Annotated in this window: 13 protein-coding genes; 4 read left to right on the top strand and 9 right to left on the bottom strand. The window is 70.0% G+C overall.

Annotation, left to right across the window (positions count from 1 at the left end):
• Positions 1–467: 467 nt before the first annotated feature.
• The 3 genes from ACFYYJ_RS25180 to thyX all read right to left on the bottom strand — a co-directional run bounded on the left by ACFYYJ_RS25180 (position 468) and on the right by thyX (position 4,108).
• Positions 468–2,153: a ribonuclease J gene (locus tag ACFYYJ_RS25180; RefSeq protein ID WP_385124218.1), complete on the bottom strand. Its 1,686-nt coding sequence runs from the start codon at positions 2,151–2,153 to the stop codon at positions 468–470.
• A gap of 114 nt (positions 2,154–2,267) precedes the next feature.
• The gene (gene dapA, locus ACFYYJ_RS25175; protein ID WP_385124221.1) at positions 2,268–3,167 is read right to left on the bottom strand and encodes a 4-hydroxy-tetrahydrodipicolinate synthase; all 900 of its coding nucleotides are present in this window, start codon (positions 3,165–3,167) and stop codon (positions 2,268–2,270) included.
• Positions 3,168–3,367: 200 nt separating this feature from the next.
• Positions 3,368–4,108, bottom strand: coding sequence for an FAD-dependent thymidylate synthase (gene thyX / locus ACFYYJ_RS25170; protein WP_385124224.1), 741 nt, complete (start codon positions 4,106–4,108; stop codon positions 3,368–3,370).
• Between the two features lie 221 nt (positions 4,109–4,329).
• Here thyX and ACFYYJ_RS25165 point away from each other — a divergent pair, with 221 nt between their 5' ends.
• Positions 4,330–4,569, top strand: coding sequence for a hypothetical protein (locus tag ACFYYJ_RS25165; RefSeq protein WP_385124407.1), 240 nt, complete (start codon positions 4,330–4,332; stop codon positions 4,567–4,569).
• Between the two features lie 48 nt (positions 4,570–4,617).
• Positions 4,618–5,175, top strand: coding sequence for a PH domain-containing protein (locus ACFYYJ_RS25160; protein WP_385124227.1), 558 nt, complete (start codon positions 4,618–4,620; stop codon positions 5,173–5,175).
• 63 nt (positions 5,176–5,238) lie between these two features.
• Here ACFYYJ_RS25160 and ACFYYJ_RS25155 read toward each other — a convergent pair whose 3' ends face one another.
• The 6 genes from ACFYYJ_RS25155 to eccD form a co-directional block, all read right to left on the bottom strand.
• On the bottom strand, positions 5,239–5,691 hold the full coding sequence (locus tag ACFYYJ_RS25155) for a hypothetical protein (RefSeq protein WP_385124230.1): 453 nt from the start codon (positions 5,689–5,691) through the stop codon (positions 5,239–5,241).
• A 16-nt stretch (positions 5,692–5,707) separates the two neighbouring features.
• Complete coding sequence (gene dapB, locus ACFYYJ_RS25150) at positions 5,708–6,460, bottom strand: 4-hydroxy-tetrahydrodipicolinate reductase (protein ID WP_385124233.1); 753 nt, start codon at positions 6,458–6,460, stop codon at positions 5,708–5,710.
• Positions 6,461–6,486: 26 nt separating this feature from the next.
• Positions 6,487–7,866 carry a M16 family metallopeptidase gene (locus tag ACFYYJ_RS25145; protein ID WP_385124236.1) on the bottom strand — a complete coding sequence of 460 codons (1,380 nt, stop codon included), beginning with the start codon at positions 7,864–7,866 and terminating at the stop codon, positions 6,487–6,489.
• The gene (locus ACFYYJ_RS25140) at positions 7,863–10,085 is read right to left on the bottom strand and encodes a polyribonucleotide nucleotidyltransferase (protein ID WP_389135605.1); all 2,223 of its coding nucleotides are present in this window, start codon (positions 10,083–10,085) and stop codon (positions 7,863–7,865) included. Before ACFYYJ_RS25140 ends, ACFYYJ_RS25145 begins: the two co-directional genes overlap by 4 nt.
• A gap of 306 nt (positions 10,086–10,391) precedes the next feature.
• Positions 10,392–10,679 (bottom strand): 30S ribosomal protein S15, encoded by a 288-nt coding sequence (rpsO, locus tag ACFYYJ_RS25135; RefSeq protein WP_030227598.1) that lies wholly within the window; start codon positions 10,677–10,679, stop codon positions 10,392–10,394.
• 184 nt (positions 10,680–10,863) lie between these two features.
• Positions 10,864–12,378: a type VII secretion integral membrane protein EccD gene (eccD, locus tag ACFYYJ_RS25130; protein WP_389135588.1), complete on the bottom strand. Its 1,515-nt coding sequence runs from the start codon at positions 12,376–12,378 to the stop codon at positions 10,864–10,866.
• A 365-nt stretch (positions 12,379–12,743) separates the two neighbouring features.
• On the opposite strand from eccD, the gene eccCa reads away from it, so the two are divergent.
• Positions 12,744–16,694, top strand: coding sequence for a type VII secretion protein EccCa (eccCa, locus tag ACFYYJ_RS25125; RefSeq protein WP_389135586.1), 3,951 nt, complete (start codon positions 12,744–12,746; stop codon positions 16,692–16,694).
• A gap of 102 nt (positions 16,695–16,796) precedes the next feature.
• Entirely contained in the window at positions 16,797–17,042 is a 246-nt protein-coding gene (locus tag ACFYYJ_RS25120) for a DUF397 domain-containing protein (RefSeq protein WP_351288755.1), read from the top strand.
• Positions 17,043–17,188: the final 146 nt, after the last annotated feature.

Genomic DNA, 17,188 nt, shown 5'->3' with positions numbered 1-17,188 from the left:
ATCCACCGAAGTGGACGGGGTATCAACTTCTGGCGTTGATTTTTGGCACGCTGTTGAGTTCTCAAGGAACGGACGCTTCCTTTGTACTCACCCTCAGCAACATCGGCTGGGGCTTTCCTCCGGGCTTTCGTTCTTGCGTTTCAGACTCTATCAGAGTCTTTCTCGCTTGCTTTCCAGGTTCTTCGCTTTCGCGTTTTCCCTTTCCGGCGATTCCGACTCTATCAGATTCTTTTCCGTGTCGTTTCCGACTGGATTGGAATTCCGATGGCCTTCGGTGGGCCTTTCCCTTTCGGGTGGATCAGACTTTATCAGGTCTCCCTGGTCTTGATTCCCACCCGCCCGCACGACGCGGCCGGACACACATGTGTGCCCGGTTGTCTCGCGGGGTGGAGACGTAAACGTACTGGAGCGGGGCCCCCGGATGCAAATCCGGTTGCCCCGCTCCGGTGACGTCGCTACGGCGAGGGTCAGACCTCGACGACGACGGGGAGGATCATCGGGCGGCGGCGGTAGCTGTCCGACACCCACTTGCCCATCGTGCGGCGGATGAGCTGCTGGATCTGGTGCGGCTCGGCCACACCGTCGGAGGCCGCGCGGGCGATGGCCTCCTCGATCTTGGTGACCACCGGCGCGAAGGCGGAGTCCTCGATGCCGGAGCCGCGGGCCTGGATGCTCGGGCCGCTGACGACCTTGCCCGTGGTGCTGTCCACCACGACGTAGACCGAGATGATGCCCTCTTCGCCGAGGATCTTGCGGTCCTTGAGGTGGACCTCCGTGACGTCGCCGACCGAGAGGCCGTCCACGTACACGTAGCCGGCCTGGACCTTGCCGGAGATCCGGGCCTTGCCGTCGATCAGGTCGACGACCACTCCGTCCTCGGCGATGACGATGCGGTCCTTCGGGACACCCGTCATGGCACCGAGTTCGGCGTTGGCGCGCAGGTGGCGCCATTCACCGTGGACCGGCATCAGGTTCCGCGGCTTGCAGATGTTGTAGAAGTACAGCAGCTCGCCGGCGGAGGCGTGGCCCGAGACGTGGACCTTGGCGTTGCCCTTGTGGACGACGTTGGCGCCCCAGCGGGTCAGGCCGTTGATCACGCGGTAGACCGCGTTCTCGTTGCCCGGGATCAGGGACGACGCGAGGATGACCGTGTCGCCCGGGACGATGCGGATCTGGTGGTCCCGGTTGGCCATGCGGGACAGGGCCGCCATCGGCTCGCCTTGGGAACCCGTGCAGACCAGGACGACCTCGTGGGCCGGCAGGTCGTCGAGGGTCTTCACGTCCACGACGAGACCGGCGGGGACCCGCAGGTAGCCGAGGTCGCGGGCGATGCCCATGTTGCGGACCATCGAACGGCCGACGAAGGCGACCCTGCGGCCGTACTCGTGAGCGGCGTCGAGGATCTGCTGGATGCGGTGCACGTGGCTGGCGAAGCTGGCCACGATGATCCGGTTGTGGGCGTTCGCGAAGACGTTCCGCAGGACGTTGGAGATCTCGCGCTCGGGCGGTACGAAGCCCGGGACCTCGGCGTTCGTCGAGTCGGAGAGGAGGAGGTCGATGCCCTCCTCGCTCAGACGCGCGAAGGCGTGCAGGTCGGTGAGGCGCTTGTCCAGCGGGAGCTGGTCCATCTTGAAGTCGCCGGTGGCGACGACCATGCCCGCGGGGGTGCGGATCGCGACGGCCAGGGCGTCCGGGATGGAGTGGTTGACCGCGATGAACTCGCAGTCGAAGGGGCCGAGGGCCTCGCGCTCGCCTTCCTTCACCTCGAGGGTGTAGGGGCGGATGCGGTGCTCCTGGAGCTTCGCCTCGATGAGGGCCAGCGTCAGCTTGGAGCCGATCAGCGGGATGTCCGGCTTCTCCCGGAGGAGGTACGGGACTGCGCCGATGTGGTCCTCGTGACCGTGCGTGAGGACGATGCCCTCGATGTCGTCGAGGCGATCCCGGATGGACGTGAAGTCCGGAAGGATCAGGTCGATGCCCGGCTGCTCCTCCTCGGGGAAGAGCACGCCGCAGTCGACGATCAGCAGGCGGCCGTCGAACTCGAAGACGGTCATGTTCCGGCCGATCTCACCGAGACCGCCCAGGGGGGTGACCCGGAGGCCGCCCTTGGGGAGCTTCGGCGGCGGGCCCAGTTCAGGGTGCGGATGGCTCAAAAGTTTCTCCTTCACCACACACGCCACGTACCCCTTAAGGCACGTGGCGCGCATGTCATTCGTGCACTTGCTGTTGTGTGTTTGGTCTTGCTTGTTCAGTTGTGAAGTCTGTTGTCAGAGCTGTACCCCGCCCGCGGCAAGATCGATCTTGAGCTGGGCAGTCTCTTCGTCGGTCAGCCCGATCAGCGGGAGCCGCAGCGGGCCGGCGGGCAGGCCCTGCAGGTCCAGGGCAGCCTTCGTGGTCATCACGCCCTGGGTGCGGAACATGCCGGTGAAGATCGGGAGCAGCTTCTGGTGGATCTCGGTGGCCTTCTGGACGTCCCCGCCCAGGTGCGCCTCCAGCATGGCGCGCAGGTCGGGGCTGACCACGTGGCCGACCACGGAGACGAAGCCGACCGCGCCCACCGACAGGAGGGGCAGGTTCAGCATGTCGTCGCCCGAGTACCAGGCCAGGCCGCTCTGCGCGATGGCCCAGCTTGCACGGCCGAGGTCGCCCTTGGCGTCCTTGTTGGCCACGATACGGGGGTGCTCGGCCAGTCGGACGAGGGTTTCCGTCTCGATCGGGACACCGCTGCGGCCGGGGATGTCGTAGAGCATGACCGGCAGCTCGGTGGCGTCGGCGATCGCCGTGAAGTGCCGGAAGAGGCCCTCCTGCGGCGGCTTGCTGTAGTACGGGGTGACGGCGAGCAGGCCGTGGGCCCCCGTGCGCTCGGCCTGGCGGGCCAGTTCGAGGGTGTGGCGGGTGTCGTTGGTGCCGATGCCGGCGACCACGTGGGCGCGGTCTCCGACGGCTTCGAGGACGGCTCGTACGAGGTCGTTTTTCTCCGCGTCGGTGGTGGTCGGCGACTCACCGGTGGTGCCGTTGATGATCAGGCCGTCGTTGCCTGCGTCCACCAAGTGGACGGCGAGCTGCTGCGCGCCGTCGAGGTCGAGATCGCCATTCGCCGTAAACGGCGTGATCATGGCGGTGAGGACCCGCCCGAAGGGGGTCTGCGGAGTCGAGATCGGAGCCATGGGTAACACGCTACTCGCTGCCACGCTCGCGGTGTCCCCTCGGGGGACGTCAACAGGGTGTTGGAGCCCGGCACTGCCTGCTCGGGGGTTCAGGCAGTGCCGGGTCCGTTTGATCAGCCTAGATGAACTTTCCGAAACGTCGCAATACGGACACTTCGGACTTGTCTCAGCACATCTGTGCGTGACGGTCGAACCAGACCTTACGGGGCGATCCGTCCGTTGTCGTTGAAGGCCGCGTAGGTGAGCGGCATGAGCTTCGCCCAGTGCCGCTCCATCTTCTCGCCGACCATCTCGATCTCCCGCTGCGGGAAGGACGGCACCTTGGCCAGCTCGTGCTGGGTGCGCAGGCCGAGGAAGTGCATCAGCGAGCGGGCGTTGCAGGTGGCGTACATCGAGGAGAAGAGGCCCACCGGCAGGACCGAACGGGCCACCTCGCGGGCGACACCGGCGGCCAGCATCTGCTGGTACGCCTCGTAGGCCTGGACGTACGAGTCCTCCATGACCCGGGCGGTCAGCTCCTGTTGAGCCTCGGTGCCCTCGACGAAGACGTACTTGCCCGGGCGGCCCTCCTGGACGAGCTTGCGCTCGGCGTCCGGGACGTAGAAGACGGGCTCCAGCTCCCTGTAGCGGCCCGATTCCTCGTTGTAGGACCAGCCCACCCGGTGACGCATGAACTCGCGGAAGACGAAGATCGGGGCGCTGATGAAGAAGGTCATCGAGTTGTGCTCGAAGGGGCTGCCGTGGCGGTCGCGCATCAGGTAGTTGACGAGGCCCTTGGAACGCTCCGGATCCTTCTGCAGCTCTTCGAGCGACTGTTCGCCGGCGGTGGAGACCCGGGCGGCCCACAGCACGTCGGAGTCGGCGGCGGAGTGCTTCACCAGCTCCACCGTCACATCGCTGCGGAAGCTGGGTTTCAGATCTGAAGCGGGGGTCTCGCTCACCGGGGTCCTTCCGAACGCTCATTCCTGGGGCGCGCCCAACTCTATGTCGGAGCTCGTCGCCGCCCGCGCAAGCGCGGACGTGGGCCGGACGCCCGAACAGCTGACGCGGCGACACGAAATCCGGTGAATGTCCGGAAATCCGGCACCGATTGGCCGGCTCGTACGTCTATCCAGGAGAACCCGCAGAACGCCCGCCATCCACTGTCGAGGAGATGCCCCTGATGTTTCGCCGGCGCGAACCCGTCCCGTTCGCCTTCGTCGCCGAGGCCGACCGTTTCCGCAGCAATGTCACTCCGCCGCCGCGCGAGAGTCTGAGCAAGAGCCAGTTGGCCGCCCGTAGTCTGGTCGGTCTGACCGTGGTGGCGGGGCTCGTCGGCTCGCTGCTCTTCGGCATGCCGGCACTTCAGCCGAGCAAGGCTCCCGCGAAGTCGCAGCAGTCGGAGGCGTCCGAAGGGCGGTAGCCTCACGGGCACAGCCCAACCGAACGTGCATGTGAGTGAGGTCCAGCCGTGCCCCTGCCCTTCCTGACGGCCGACGGCGTGTCCGAGACGGACGACGACGACGCGGTACTGGCCCATGTCGACCACGACCGCTGGCGCCGGCCCTACCGGCCGGGGCCCTGGCGGGTGGCCATCTCCGCGGTGCTGCTCCTGTTGTCCGCCTTCATGCTGTTGTCCACGATGATCGTCGCCTTCGCCGGGGCGTGGACCGGGGCGCTCGTGTGCCTGGTCGCCGCCCTCCTGGTGGTCGGGTCGGCGCTGCGGATGCTGCAGGTGGGTGTGTGGGTGAGCCGTGCGGGGCTGCGCCGGGTGGGGTTCTTCGGGAGCCGCACCCTCGCGTGGAGCGAGATCGCCGAGCTGCGTACGGTGCAGCAGCCGGTGCGCTGGCTCGGGCTGCCGAGGACCGTTCAGGGGCAGGCCCTGACGGCGGCCGTGCGCGACGGCGCGGAGCCGCCGGCCCTGCTGACCGACCACAGCGCCGATTTCCTGTCGCGCTCCGAGGCCTTCGACCGGGCCGCCGACATGGTCGGGGCCTGGGCCGAGGAGTACCGGCCCGTGGCCGCGTGACCCCGCGGGCCTGACGGGCCTCGCAGGCCTCGTGTTCGAGCTCGGACGGGAAGCCCGTACAGGTCAGACCTGTACGGGCTTCTTGTCGTGCAGGGCGATGGCGCGCTGCATCGCCGTACGGGCCCGCGGGGTGTCGCGGGCGTCGCGGTAGGCGACGGCGAGCCGGAACCAGTTGCGCCAGTCCCCCGGCTCGTCCTCGGTCTCGGCCTTGCGGCGTGCGAAGACCTCGTCGGCGGAGTCCCGCAGGATCCGGCCGTACTGGTCCCGTTCCAGTTCGTCGACGGGCAGGCCGCCCTCGGCCTCCAGCTCGATCGCGAGCTGGTTGGCCTTGGTGACGAACTGCGTGTTCTTCCAGAGGAACCAGATGCCGATGACCGGCAGGATCAGCACGGCCGCACCGAGGGTGACGGTGATCCAGGTCCCGTGCTGGATGAGCATCAGGCCCCGGCTGCCGGCCAGGACGAAGTAGACGACCAGGACGGCGGCCGTGAGGAAGTACGTGATCTTCGCGCGCATCGTGAAATCAGTCCGGTCAGCCCAGGTCGAGGAAGTTTTCCAGGCCGAAGGTGAGGCCCGGGGTCTGCGGCACGCGGCGCGCGCCGAGCAGGATGCCCGGCATGAAGCTGCTGTGGTGCAGGGAGTCGTGACGGATGGTCAGGGTCTCGCCCTCGCCGCCGAGGAGCACCTCCTGGTGGGCCAGCAGGCCCCGCAGGCGGATGGCGTGCACCGGCACCCCGTCGACGTCCGCGCCGCGCGCGCCGTCGAGGGAGGCCGCGGTGGCGTCGGGCTGGGCGCCGAGGCCGGCCTCGGCACGGGCGGCCGCGATGAGCTGCGCCGTACGGGTCGCGGTGCCGGAGGGGGCGTCGACCTTGTTCGGGTGGTGCAGCTCGACCACCTCGACGGATTCGAAGTAGCGGGCGGCCTGGGCGGCGAACTTCATGGTGAGGACGGCACCGATGGAGAAGTTCGGGGCGATGAGCACACCGGTCGCCGGGGAGCCGGCGAGCCAGGTGTTCAGCTGGGCGAGACGGTCCTCGGTCCAGCCGGTGGTGCCGACCACCGCGTGGATGCCGTGGCGGACGAGGAAGTCCAGGTTCCCCATGACCGAGGCGGGGGTGGTCAGCTCGACGGCGACCTGGGCGCCGGACTCCGCCAGCGTCTCCAGCTTGTCGCCGCGGCCGAGGGCGGCCACCAGCTCCATGTCCTCGGCGGCCTCGACCGCCTTGACCGCTTCGGAGCCGATGCGGCCCTGAGCGCCCAGGACCGCCACGCGCAGCTTGCTCATATTGCTTCCCTTACATCCGTACGAAACTAGGCGACCGCTTCGTCGAGGCGTGCCGCCTGCTTCTCCTTCAGGGGGCCGATCACCGCGAGCGAGGGCCGCTGGGCCAGTACATCCTGTGCGACCGAGCGGACGTCGTCCGGGGTCACCGCGGCGATGCGGGCCAGCATGTCGTCGACCGACATCTGGTCGCCCCAGCACAACTCGCTCTTGCCGATGCGGTTCATGATCGCGCCGGTGTCCTCCAGGCCGAGGACGGTCGAGCCCGAGAGCTGTCCTATCGCCCGCTTGATCTCGTCGTCGGCGAGGCCCTCGGAGGCCACCTTGTCGAGCTCGTCGCGGCAGATCCGCAGTACGTCGTGGACCTGGTTGGGGCGGCAGCCCGCGTACACGCCGAAGAGGCCCGTGTCGGCGAAGCCCGAGGTGTACGAGTACACGCTGTAGGCCAGGCCGCGCTTCTCCCGCACCTCCTGGAAGAGGCGGGAGGACATGCCGCCGCCGAGTGCCGTGTTCAGCACGCCGAGCGCCCAGCGGCGCTCGTCGGTACGGGCCAGGCCGGGCATGCCGAGGACCACGTGGGCCTGCTCGGTCTTGCGGCCGACCAGGTCGACGCGGCCAGCGGTGCGGATGCGCTTGGCGCCGCCGCGCGGGCCGATCGGCTCGGCGTCGGTGTGCTTCAGCGCGCCGGCCTTCTCGAAGGCCGCGCGGACCTGGCGCACGACCTTGTTGTGGTCGACGTTGCCGGCCGCGGCGACCACCAGGTGGCGGGGGTCGTAGTGCTTCTTGTAGAAGCGGCGGATGCGGTCGGCGCCGAGGGCGTTGATCGTGTCGACGGTGCCGAGCACGGGACGGCCCAGGGGGGTGTCTCCGTACATGGTGTGCGCGAACAGGTCGTGCACGCAGTCGCCCGGGTCGTCCTCGGTCATCGCGATCTCTTCGAGGATCACGCCGCGCTCGGCGTCGACGTCCTCCTCGCGGATCAGCGAGCCGGTGAGCATGTCGCACACGACGTCTATGGCCAGCGGCAGGTCGGTGTCGAGCACCCGCGCGTAGTAGCAGGTGTACTCCTTCGCCGTGAAGGCGTTCATCTCGCCGCCGACCGCGTCGATCGCGGAGGAGATGTCGAGGGCGCTGCGCTGCCGCGTGCCCTTGAAGAGGAGGTGCTCCAGGTAGTGCGTGCTGCCGGCCAGCGACGGGGTCTCGTCACGGGAGCCCACGTGGGCCCAGATGCCGAAGGTGGCGGAGCGGACCGAGGGCAGCGTCTCGGTGACGACGCGCAGGCCGCCGGGGAGGACGGTGCGACGGACGGTGCCGATCCCGTTGCTGCCCTTGAGGAGGGTTTGGGTACGGGCGACGGCCCGCCCCTCCGAAGAGGGGCGGGCCGTCACACGGGAACTACGCGACATCACTTGTCGGAGTCGTCCTTGTCAGCGTCGTCACCGGCGGCCTCGCCGTCGATCACGGGGATCAGGGAGAGCTTGCCGCGCTGGTCGATCTCGGCGATCTCCACCTGGACCTTGGTGCCGACCGCGAGCACGTCCTCGACGTTCTCCACGCGCTTGCCACCGGCGAGCTTGCGGATCTGCGAGATGTGCAGCAGGCCGTCCTTGCCGGGCATCAGGGAGACGAAGGCACCGAAGGTGGTGGTCTTGACGACCGTACCCAGGTAGCGCTCGCCGACCTCCGGCATGGTCGGGTTGGCGATCGAGTTGATCGTGGCGCGGGCGGCCTCGGCGGCCGGGCCGTCGGAGGCGCCGATGTAGATGGTGCCGTCGTCCTCGATCGTGATCTCGGCGCCGGTGTCCTCCTGGATCTGGTTGATCATCTTGCCCTTGGGGCCGATGACCTCACCGATCTTGTCCACCGGGATCTTGACGGTGATGATCCGCGGGGCGAACGGGGACATCGCGTCCGGCGTGTCGATCGCTTCCATCATCACGTCGAGGATGTGGAGGCGGGCGTCGCGGGCCTGCTTGAGGGCGGCGGCCAGAACGGAGGCCGGGATGCCGTCGAGCTTGGTGTCCAGCTGGAGCGCGGTGACGAACTCCTTGGTGCCGGCGACCTTGAAGTCCATGTCGCCGAAGGCGTCCTCCGCACCGAGGATGTCGGTGAGGGCGACGTAGTGGGTCTTGCCGTCGATCTCCTGGGAGATCAGGCCCATGGCGATACCGGCGACGGGGGCCTTGAGGGGCACACCGGCGTTCAGCAGCGACATGGTGGAGGCGCAGACCGAGCCCATGGACGTCGAACCGTTGGAGCCGAGGGCCTCGGACACCTGGCGGATCGCGTAGGGGAACTCCTCGCGGGTCGGGAGGACCGGCACGATCGCGCGCTCGGCGAGCGCGCCGTGGCCGATCTCGCGGCGCTTCGGCGAACCGACGCGGCCGGTCTCGCCGACGGAGTACGGCGGGAAGTTGTAGTTGTGCATGTAGCGCTTGCGGGTCACCGGGGAGAGGGTGTCCAGCTGCTGCTCCATGCGGAGCATGTTGAGGGTGGTGACGCCCAGGATCTGGGTCTCGCCACGCTCGAACAGCGCCGAGCCGTGCACGCGCGGGATGGCCTCGACCTCGGCGGCGAGGGTACGGATGTCCGTGATCCCGCGGCCGTCGATGCGGACCTTGTCCTTGATGACGCGCTCGCGCACCAGGGCCTTGGTCAGGCTGCGGTAGGCGGCGGAGATCTCCTTCTCGCGGCCCTCGAAGGCCGGGAGGAGCTTCTCGGCGGCGATCTCCTTGACGCGGTCCAGCTCTGCCTCGCGGTCCTGCTTGCCCGCGATGGTCAGCGCCTGGGAGAGCTCGCCCTTGACGGCGGCCGCGAGGGCCTCGTACACGTCGTCCTGGTAGTCCAGGAAGACCGGGAACTCGCCCTCGGGCTTGGCGGCCTTGGCGGCCAGGTCGGCCTGGGCCTTGCAGAGGACCTTGATGAACGGCTTCGCGGCGTCGAGACCCGCGGCGACGATCTCCTCGGTCGGCGCCTGGGCGCCGCCCTTGACGAGGGCGATGGTCTTCTCGGTGGCCTCGGCCTCGACCATCATGATCGCGACGTCACCGTCTTCGAGGGTGCGGCCCGCGACGACCATGTCGAAGACGGCGTCCTCGAGCTCGGTGTGCGTCGGGAACGCCACCCACTGGCCGCGGATCAGCGCGACGCGGACGCCGCCGATCGGGCCGGAGAAGGGCAGGCCGGCCAGCTGCGTGGACGCGGACGCGGCGTTGATCGCGACGACGTCGTACAGGTGGTCCGGGTTGAGCGCCATGACGGTGGCGACGACCTGGATCTCGTTGCGCAGGCCCTTCTTGAAGGACGGGCGCAGCGGGCGGTCGATCAGGCGGCAGGTGAGGATCGCGTCCTCGGAGGGGCGGCCCTCACGGCGGAAGAAGGAGCCGGGGATCTTGCCGGCCGCGTACTGGCGCTCCTCGACGTCCACCGTCAGGGGGAAGAAGTCGAGCTGGTCCTTGGGCTTCTTCGACGCGGTGGTCGCGGAAAGCACCATCGTGTCGTCGTCCAGGTAGGCAACGGCGGAGCCGGCGGCCTGGCGGGCCAGACGGCCCGTCTCGAAGCGGATGGTGCGGGTGCCGAAGGAACCGTTGTCGATCACGGCTTCGGCGTAGTGGGTCTCGTTCTCCACTAGCGTTTTCTCCATTTTCGTCGTCTCCGTCCGCCGCCCGTGTGGCGGTGGACGGTTGCGGAGAAGCGCGCCTGGCCTGGGGGCCGGTCTTCGATCGAAGCATCCGGGTCCGTCGCCCGTGCGGGCATTTCCGGGTGCCACTACCGAGGACCGGCGGCGTAGGGAGGGCGCTCCTCCTCTTCAGTTGTGCGCGTCTTCGTCAGGTGCGCACGGCGTCCGTTCCAGACTACAAAGGGTCCGGTCCGGTGCGCACGTACAGCAAAGGGAGCGGCCCCCGGAAGTGGGAACCGCTCCCTCCACGACGCTTTACTTGGCGCCGGCCGCACCGCGGCGGATGCCGAGGCGCTCGACCAGCGTACGGAAGCGCTGGATGTCCTTCTTGGCCAGGTACTGCAGCAGGCGGCGACGCTGGCCGACCAGGATCAGCAGACCACGACGGGAGTGGTGGTCGTGCTTGTGGGCCTTGAGGTGCTCGGTCAGGTCCGAGATGCGGCGGGACAGCATCGCGACCTGGACCTCGGGGGAGCCGGTGTCGCCCTCCTTGGCACCAAACTCTGCGATGATCTGCTTCTTCGTAGCGGCGTCGAGCGGCACGCGTACTCCTCGTATGGGTCTTCGTAGCCACCGAGTGCCCCAGGTCTGAATCTCTGGGGAGCTTCCGTAACTCGGGAGGCGGGGCTCGCTGAGCGCAGTCCACAGACCCTCTCGTCGAGGTATCCGGGGGACGCGTACACAAACGGCCGTCACACAGCGTACCAGGCTGCCGGGTCGCGACGTCTCAGCTGGTGAGAGAGCGGGCCCGGGAGTAGACGTCCAGCACGGCCAGGGCCAGGGGGACCAGGCTGAGCAGGACCGCCGCCTCGGTGAGGTCGAGCAGCCTTCCCCAGAAGGGTGACAGGCCCTTGCGGGGGATGACAAGCGCAATTCCCGCGAGGAGGGCCGCGCCGGCGGCGACCGCGGCGGTCAGCCAGATCGTACGGATGTCCATGCCGCTGTGGTCCTGCTTGGCCAAGGCCGCGAGGAGCTCGACCGGCGGGTGCAGGGCCAGGCCCAGGATCAGCAGGGCGACGGCGATCAGTCCGGCGGCCAGGGCGCAGACCACCTGCGAGGTGTAGCGGAAGAGCCGGGCGCGCAGCAGCATGGCGAGGCCGGTGGCGAGCGCCAGCAGGCGGCCCCAGGTGTTGTCGGAGAAACCGAGGACGGCGGCGGAGCCGACGGCGACCGCGGCGCAGCCGGCGACGAGTCCGAGCAGCATCTCGTGGCCGCGGCGGGCCTGGGCGGCGATGGCCTCGGCGTCGAGCGGGGCGCCCTGGTCGGAGCCGTCGGCGGCGGACTGGTCACCGTACGGCTCGGTGTCGTGGCGGTCCGGGGTCCCCGCGTAGTCGACGTACTCGTCGGTTGCGCTCTGCGGGGCCGCGTAGCCGATGGGCAGCCGGGCGACGCGGGCGGAGAGGCTGGGCAGGAAGGCGACGAGGCCGATGGCGACGGGGGCGCAGACGGCCGCGGTGTGGGTGGCGGAGGCCTCGGTGGCGATGGCGCCGAAGGTGGCGAGGGTGCCGGTGGCGGCCACGAAGGTGGCCGCGACGAAGGGGGCGTCCCCGCTGGGGGTGAGCGCGACGAGGGCGACCGAGGCGACAAGGACGCAGACGCAGCCGAGGAGGAACTGGAGGCGGCCGGGTCCCTCGCCGGCGGCGGGGGCGATGATCCCGGAGCCGGCGATCAGCAGGAGCGGGAGGGAGCTGAGGCCGAGCGCGACGGCGGAGCCCCGGTCGCGGTAGACGCGTGCGCGGACCCCGGCGAGGGCGGTGAGCAGGATGCCGACGGCGCCGGCGATGATGCCGGGCAGTCCGTGCACGTCGTGGCGGATCGGGTCGGCGTACCAGAGGACGAAGCCCAGCATCACGAGGAGCACGGCGGCGCCGGCCAGGCCCGCGCCGCGCAGCATGTCGTCGCTCCAGCGGTGCCGGTCGCGGACGACGGCGGAGGCGACGGCGTCGGAGACGTCGTCGAAGACGGCCGGGGGCAGGGACTCGGCGAAGGGGCGCAGGCTGAGGACCTCGCCGTCGAGGACCTGCTGGGCGGCGAGGGTCCGCGCGCCGTCGAGGACGGTGCCGGAGCGGCGCACGAGGTGGAAGCCGGTGGGGGCGCCCACGGGCTGGGTCTGACCGGTGAGGCGCAGCAGCTCGGGGTAGACGTCGGCGACGGCGATGTCCTCGGGGAGGGCGACGTCGATACGGCTGTCCGGGGCCACGACGGTGACCCTGCAGAAGCCCGTCGTTGCGGCCGTACTCACCTGTGTGACCCCCGTTGTCGGTGCCCGCGGCGGCGGACGATTCGCGGATGCGTATGCCGGGCCCCGTACGGGCGGTCTCCGCGGGTCGGCCCGCGGCGGCCGGCGCGGTGCGTCGCGCGGCGGGCATCGCAGCTCGTACTCGACCGTACGTGCGCGATGCGACGACGCAGCGAGGTGCCCGTGCCGGGCGTCGCGGGCCGACCCGCGGGGATCGCCCGGACAGGGCCCAGGCGGGCCACCCTACCGGGCATATGGCGGACTGTCGGCAAGTAGGATCACGGTCGCGCGGAGGAGACCCCCTCCGCGCCCGGGACTTGGGGGCGCCGGCAGCGGTGTCTCCCGTCCGTTTTCGAGGGGATGCTCCGGTGAGCCAGATCGTCGTCAAACGCCCGCCGCGGTCCCTGCCGCCCGAAGTCCCTTCGGACGAGCTGAGACTGGAGGCCCCTCCGGAACTCCCGCGCGGTCAGCAAGAGGGCATGTTGATGCAGGTCCTGCCGATGCTCGGCATGGGCTCGTCGGTCGTGTTCTTCTTCATGACCCCTAATCCGATCATGCGGATCATGGGCACGCTGATGCTGGTGTCCACGCTGGGCATGATCGTCGCCCAGTTGGTGCGCTACCGGCGTGGTACGCAGGGGCAAATGGCCGATGTGCGGCGGGACTACCTGAAGTACCTCGCGCAGACGCGCCGTCAGGTACGTCGCACCGCGCGGGCCCAGCGCGACGCGCAGTTGTACCTGCACCCGGCTCCCGAGCAGTTGTGGTCGGTGGTGGCGGAGGGCTCCCGGCTGTGGGAACGGCGGGTCGGGGACGCGGACTTCGGGCAGGCACGGCTCGGACTCGGCGCGCAGCGGCTGGCGACGCCGTTGGTGGCGCCGGACACGGCCCCGGTGGACGAGCTGGAGCCGTTGACGGCGGGCGCGATGCAGCGCTTCCTGAAGGTGCACTCCTCCCTGGACGGGCTGCCGGTGGCGGTGTCGCTCCGGGCCTTCTACCACGTGACGGTGTCCGGTGAGCCGGAGTCGGCGCGGGGTACGGCGCGGGCGCTGGTGGCGCAGCTGGCGACGTTGCACTCCCCCGAGGACCTGGTGGTGGCCGTGGTGGCGTCACCGGGTGCGGTGCCGGCGTGGGACTGGACGAAATGGCTGCCGCACACGCAGGTACCGGGTCAGGTCGACGGGGCTGGTACGAAGCGGCTGTTCGGCGACGACCTCGCGGAGTTGGAGGGGCTGCTGGGGTCCCGGCTGGAGGGGCGGCCCCGGTTCAGCCGCGAGGTGTCCCCGGTGCTGGACCAGCCGCACCTGGTGGTGGTGCTGGACGGCGGGATGGTGCCGCCGGACTCGGTGTTCGCCGCGGCCGAGGGGCTTCAGGGCGTGACCATCGTCGAGGTGGTCCCGGGCGACCTGGACGAGCTGCGCGGTGGGCTGTCGGTCGTGGTGCGGCCGGGCCGGCTGCGACTGGAATCGGGCGGCGGGGTCGCCTACGAAGGCGTCCCGGACACCCTGTCGCTGCCCGCGGCGGAGGCCCTGGCCCGGCAGCTGGCGCCGATGCGCACCGGTGGCGGGGACGAGGACGAGCCGCTGCTGGCGAACCTGGACTTCACGGACCTGCTGAACCTGGGCGACGCCGCCTCCGTCGACGTGGCGCGGACCTGGCGGCCGCGGTCGGCCGGTGAGCGGCTGCGCGTGCCGATCGGTGTCGGCGAGGACGGCGCACCGGTGATGCTGGACCTGAAGGAGGCCGCGCAGGAGGGCATGGGCCCGCACGGCCTGTGCGTGGGCGCGACCGGTTCCGGCAAGTCGGAGCTGCTGCGCACGCTGGTGCTGGGTCTGGCCGTCACGCACACCTCGGAGACGCTGAACTTCGTACTGGCCGACTTCAAGGGCGGTGCGACCTTCACGGGCATGGGGCAGATGCCGCACGTGGCGGCGGTCATCACCAACCTGGCGGACGACCTCACGCTCGTGGACCGCATGGGCGACTCGATCCGCGGCGAGCTGCAGCGCCGGCAGGAGCTGCTGCGTTCGGCGGGCAACTACGCGAACATCCACGACTACGAGAAGGCCCGTGCGGCCGGCGCCCCGCTGGAGCCCCTGGCCTCGCTGGTGCTGGTGATCGACGAGTTCTCCGAGCTGCTGACGGCGAAGCCCGACTTCATCGACATGTTCATCCAGATCGGCCGCATCGGCCGTTCGCTGGGCGTGCACCTGTTGCTGGCCTCGCAGCGGCTGGAGGAGGGCAAGCTGCGCGGCCTGGACACGTACCTGTCGTACCGGATCGGTCTGCGGACCTTCTCTGCGGCGGAGTCGCGGACCGCGATCGGCGTGCCGGACGCCTACCACCTGCCGTCGGTGCCCGGTTCGGGCTACCTGAAGTTCGGTACGGACGAGATGACGCGCTTCAAGGCGGCGTACGTCTCGGGCACCTACCGTTCGGGCGGGCCGGACCTGTCGGTGGGCCTGTTCCCGGTGGAGCGGCGGCCCGCGCTGTTCACGGCGGCTCCGGTGCCGGTGGTGTACGCGGCTCCGGACCCGGCGTACCTGGCGGCGCAGTCCTCGCGGGAGGACGACGCCCTCGCGGACACGGTGCTGGACGTGATCGTGGGCCGGCTGGAGGGTCAGGGCGTGCCGGCGCACCAGGTGTGGCTGCCGCCGCTCGACCAGGCGCCGCCGCTGGACCAGTTGCTGCCGGCGCTGGCGCCGAGCGCGGAGCGCGGGCTGCACGCGGACGGGTACACGCGCCCGGGCGGGCTGGTCGTACCGCTGGGCCTCATCGACAAGCCGTTCGAGCAGCGGCGCGAGGTGCTGTACCGGGACTTCTCGGGTGCGGCGGGTCACATGATGGTGGTCGGTGGTCCGCAGTCGGGCAAGTCGACGCTGATGCGGACGCTGATCTCCTCGTTCGCGCTCACGCACACCCCGCGCGAGGTGCAGTTCTACGGGCTGGACTTCGGTGGTGGCAGCCTGTCGGCGGTCGCCGAGCTGCCGCACGTGGGCGGGATCGCCTCGCGTCTGGATCCGGAGCGGGTGCGGCGCACGGTCTCGGAGGTGGCGGCCATCCTCAACCGCCGCGAGGAGTTCTTCCGCTCCAACAACGTCGACTCGATCACCACCTACCGGCGCCGGCGCGCGGCCGGTGACCTGCCGGGCGAGGCGTGGGGCGACGTGTTCCTCGTCATCGACGGCTGGGGCAACTTCCGGGGCGAGTACGAGGGCCTGGAGCAGGTCGTCAACGACATCGCGGCCCGCGGTCTGGGCTACGGCATCCACGTGGTGATCACGGCGGCGCGGTACATGGAGGTACGGGCCGCGCTCAAGGACCAGATGCTGAGCCGGCTGGAGCTGCGGCTCGGCGACGTCATGGACTCCGAGTTCGACCGGAAGGTCGCGGCGAACGTCCCCGCGGGGATGCCGGGTCGCGGTCAGGTGGCGGAGAAGCTGCACTTCCTGGGCGCGCTGCCGCGGATCGACGGCTCGCACGACGCGGGCGACCTGTCGGAGGCCACCGCGGCCTTCGTGGAGGCCGTCAAGCAGAACTGGACGGGGCCCACGGCTCCCGGCGTACGGCTGCTGCCGCGGCTGCTCCACTCCGACCAGCTGCCCAAGGGCGGGGAGCACCCGGGCCGCGGGATCGCGATCGGCATCGACGAGACCGATCTGGAGCCGGTGTTCGTCGACTTCGAGTCCGACCCCTTCCTGCTGGTGTTCGGTGAGAGCGAGTCGGGCAAGACGAACCTGCTGCGGCTCATCGCCAAGCAGATCGCCGAGCGCTACACCCCCGACCAGGCCCGTCTGGTCGTCGGCGACTACCGGCGGAGCCTGCTGGGGGCGCTGCCGGAGGAGCACCTGTTGGAGTACGCGCCGATGGCGAGCTCCCTGCAGATGCACATGGAGGCGCTGGGCGGGGTGTTCTCGCGCCGGCAGCCGCCGACCGACGTCACTCCGCAGCAGCTGCGGGACCGCAGCTGGTGGACGGGGCCGGACGTCTTCATCATCATCGACGACTTCGACCTGGTGGCCACGAGCCAGGGCAATCCGCTGGCACCGCTGGTGGAGTTCCTGCCCTTCGCCCGGGACACGGGCGTGCGCTTCGTCATCGCGCGCAACTCGGCGGGTGCCTCGCGCTCCCTGTACGACCCGTTCATGCAGCGGATCAAGGAGCTCGGCGCGCAGGGCGTCCTGTTGTCCGGCGACCCGTCCGAGGGCGACCTGGTCGGGAACGTCCGGCCGCGTCCGATGCCTCCGGGCCGGGCCTTCTACGCCTCGCGCAGGCGGGGTACGTCGCTGGTGCAGCTCGGGCGGATGCCGGGGTTGTGAGCCGGTGATGTGAGCCCGTGATGTGGGGAAACCCGTCCCCTCGGGCGGCGCAGCGCAGATAATCGGCGGTGAAGACCGCGCCACCGAGGGGAAAGGCCGCACATGGGCACCCAGCAGGAGAAGGACGAGCTGTACGCGCTCGACATCAGCGGCGTGGAGTGGGAGGGCCCGCCCGGGACCAGCCCGGACGAGGAGCGGGTCGAGATCGCCCGGCTGCCCGAGGGCGCGGTGGCCATGCGGTCCTCGCTGGACCGGGAGACGGTGCTGCGGTACACGGCGGCCGAGTGGGAGGCCTTCGTACTGGGTGCCCGGGACGGCGAGTTCGACCTGGACCGCCACCGTCCCTGAGCGGTCACGGACATGCGGAAGGGGGGGGGGCCCCCCGGGGGGCCCCCCCCCCCCCCCCAGGGGGAGAAGGCCGCGGTGAAACGGCGCGGGGGCATGGCCGGGGTGGTGGGGGGGTGGGGCGTTGCGCCCGCGGAGGTGTGGGGGGC

This window comes from Streptomyces sp. NPDC002467 (assembly GCF_042889825.1).
Lineage (GTDB): Bacteria > Actinomycetota > Actinomycetes > Streptomycetales > Streptomycetaceae > Streptomyces.
This window is presented reverse-complemented; position numbering and strand designations above follow the sequence as displayed.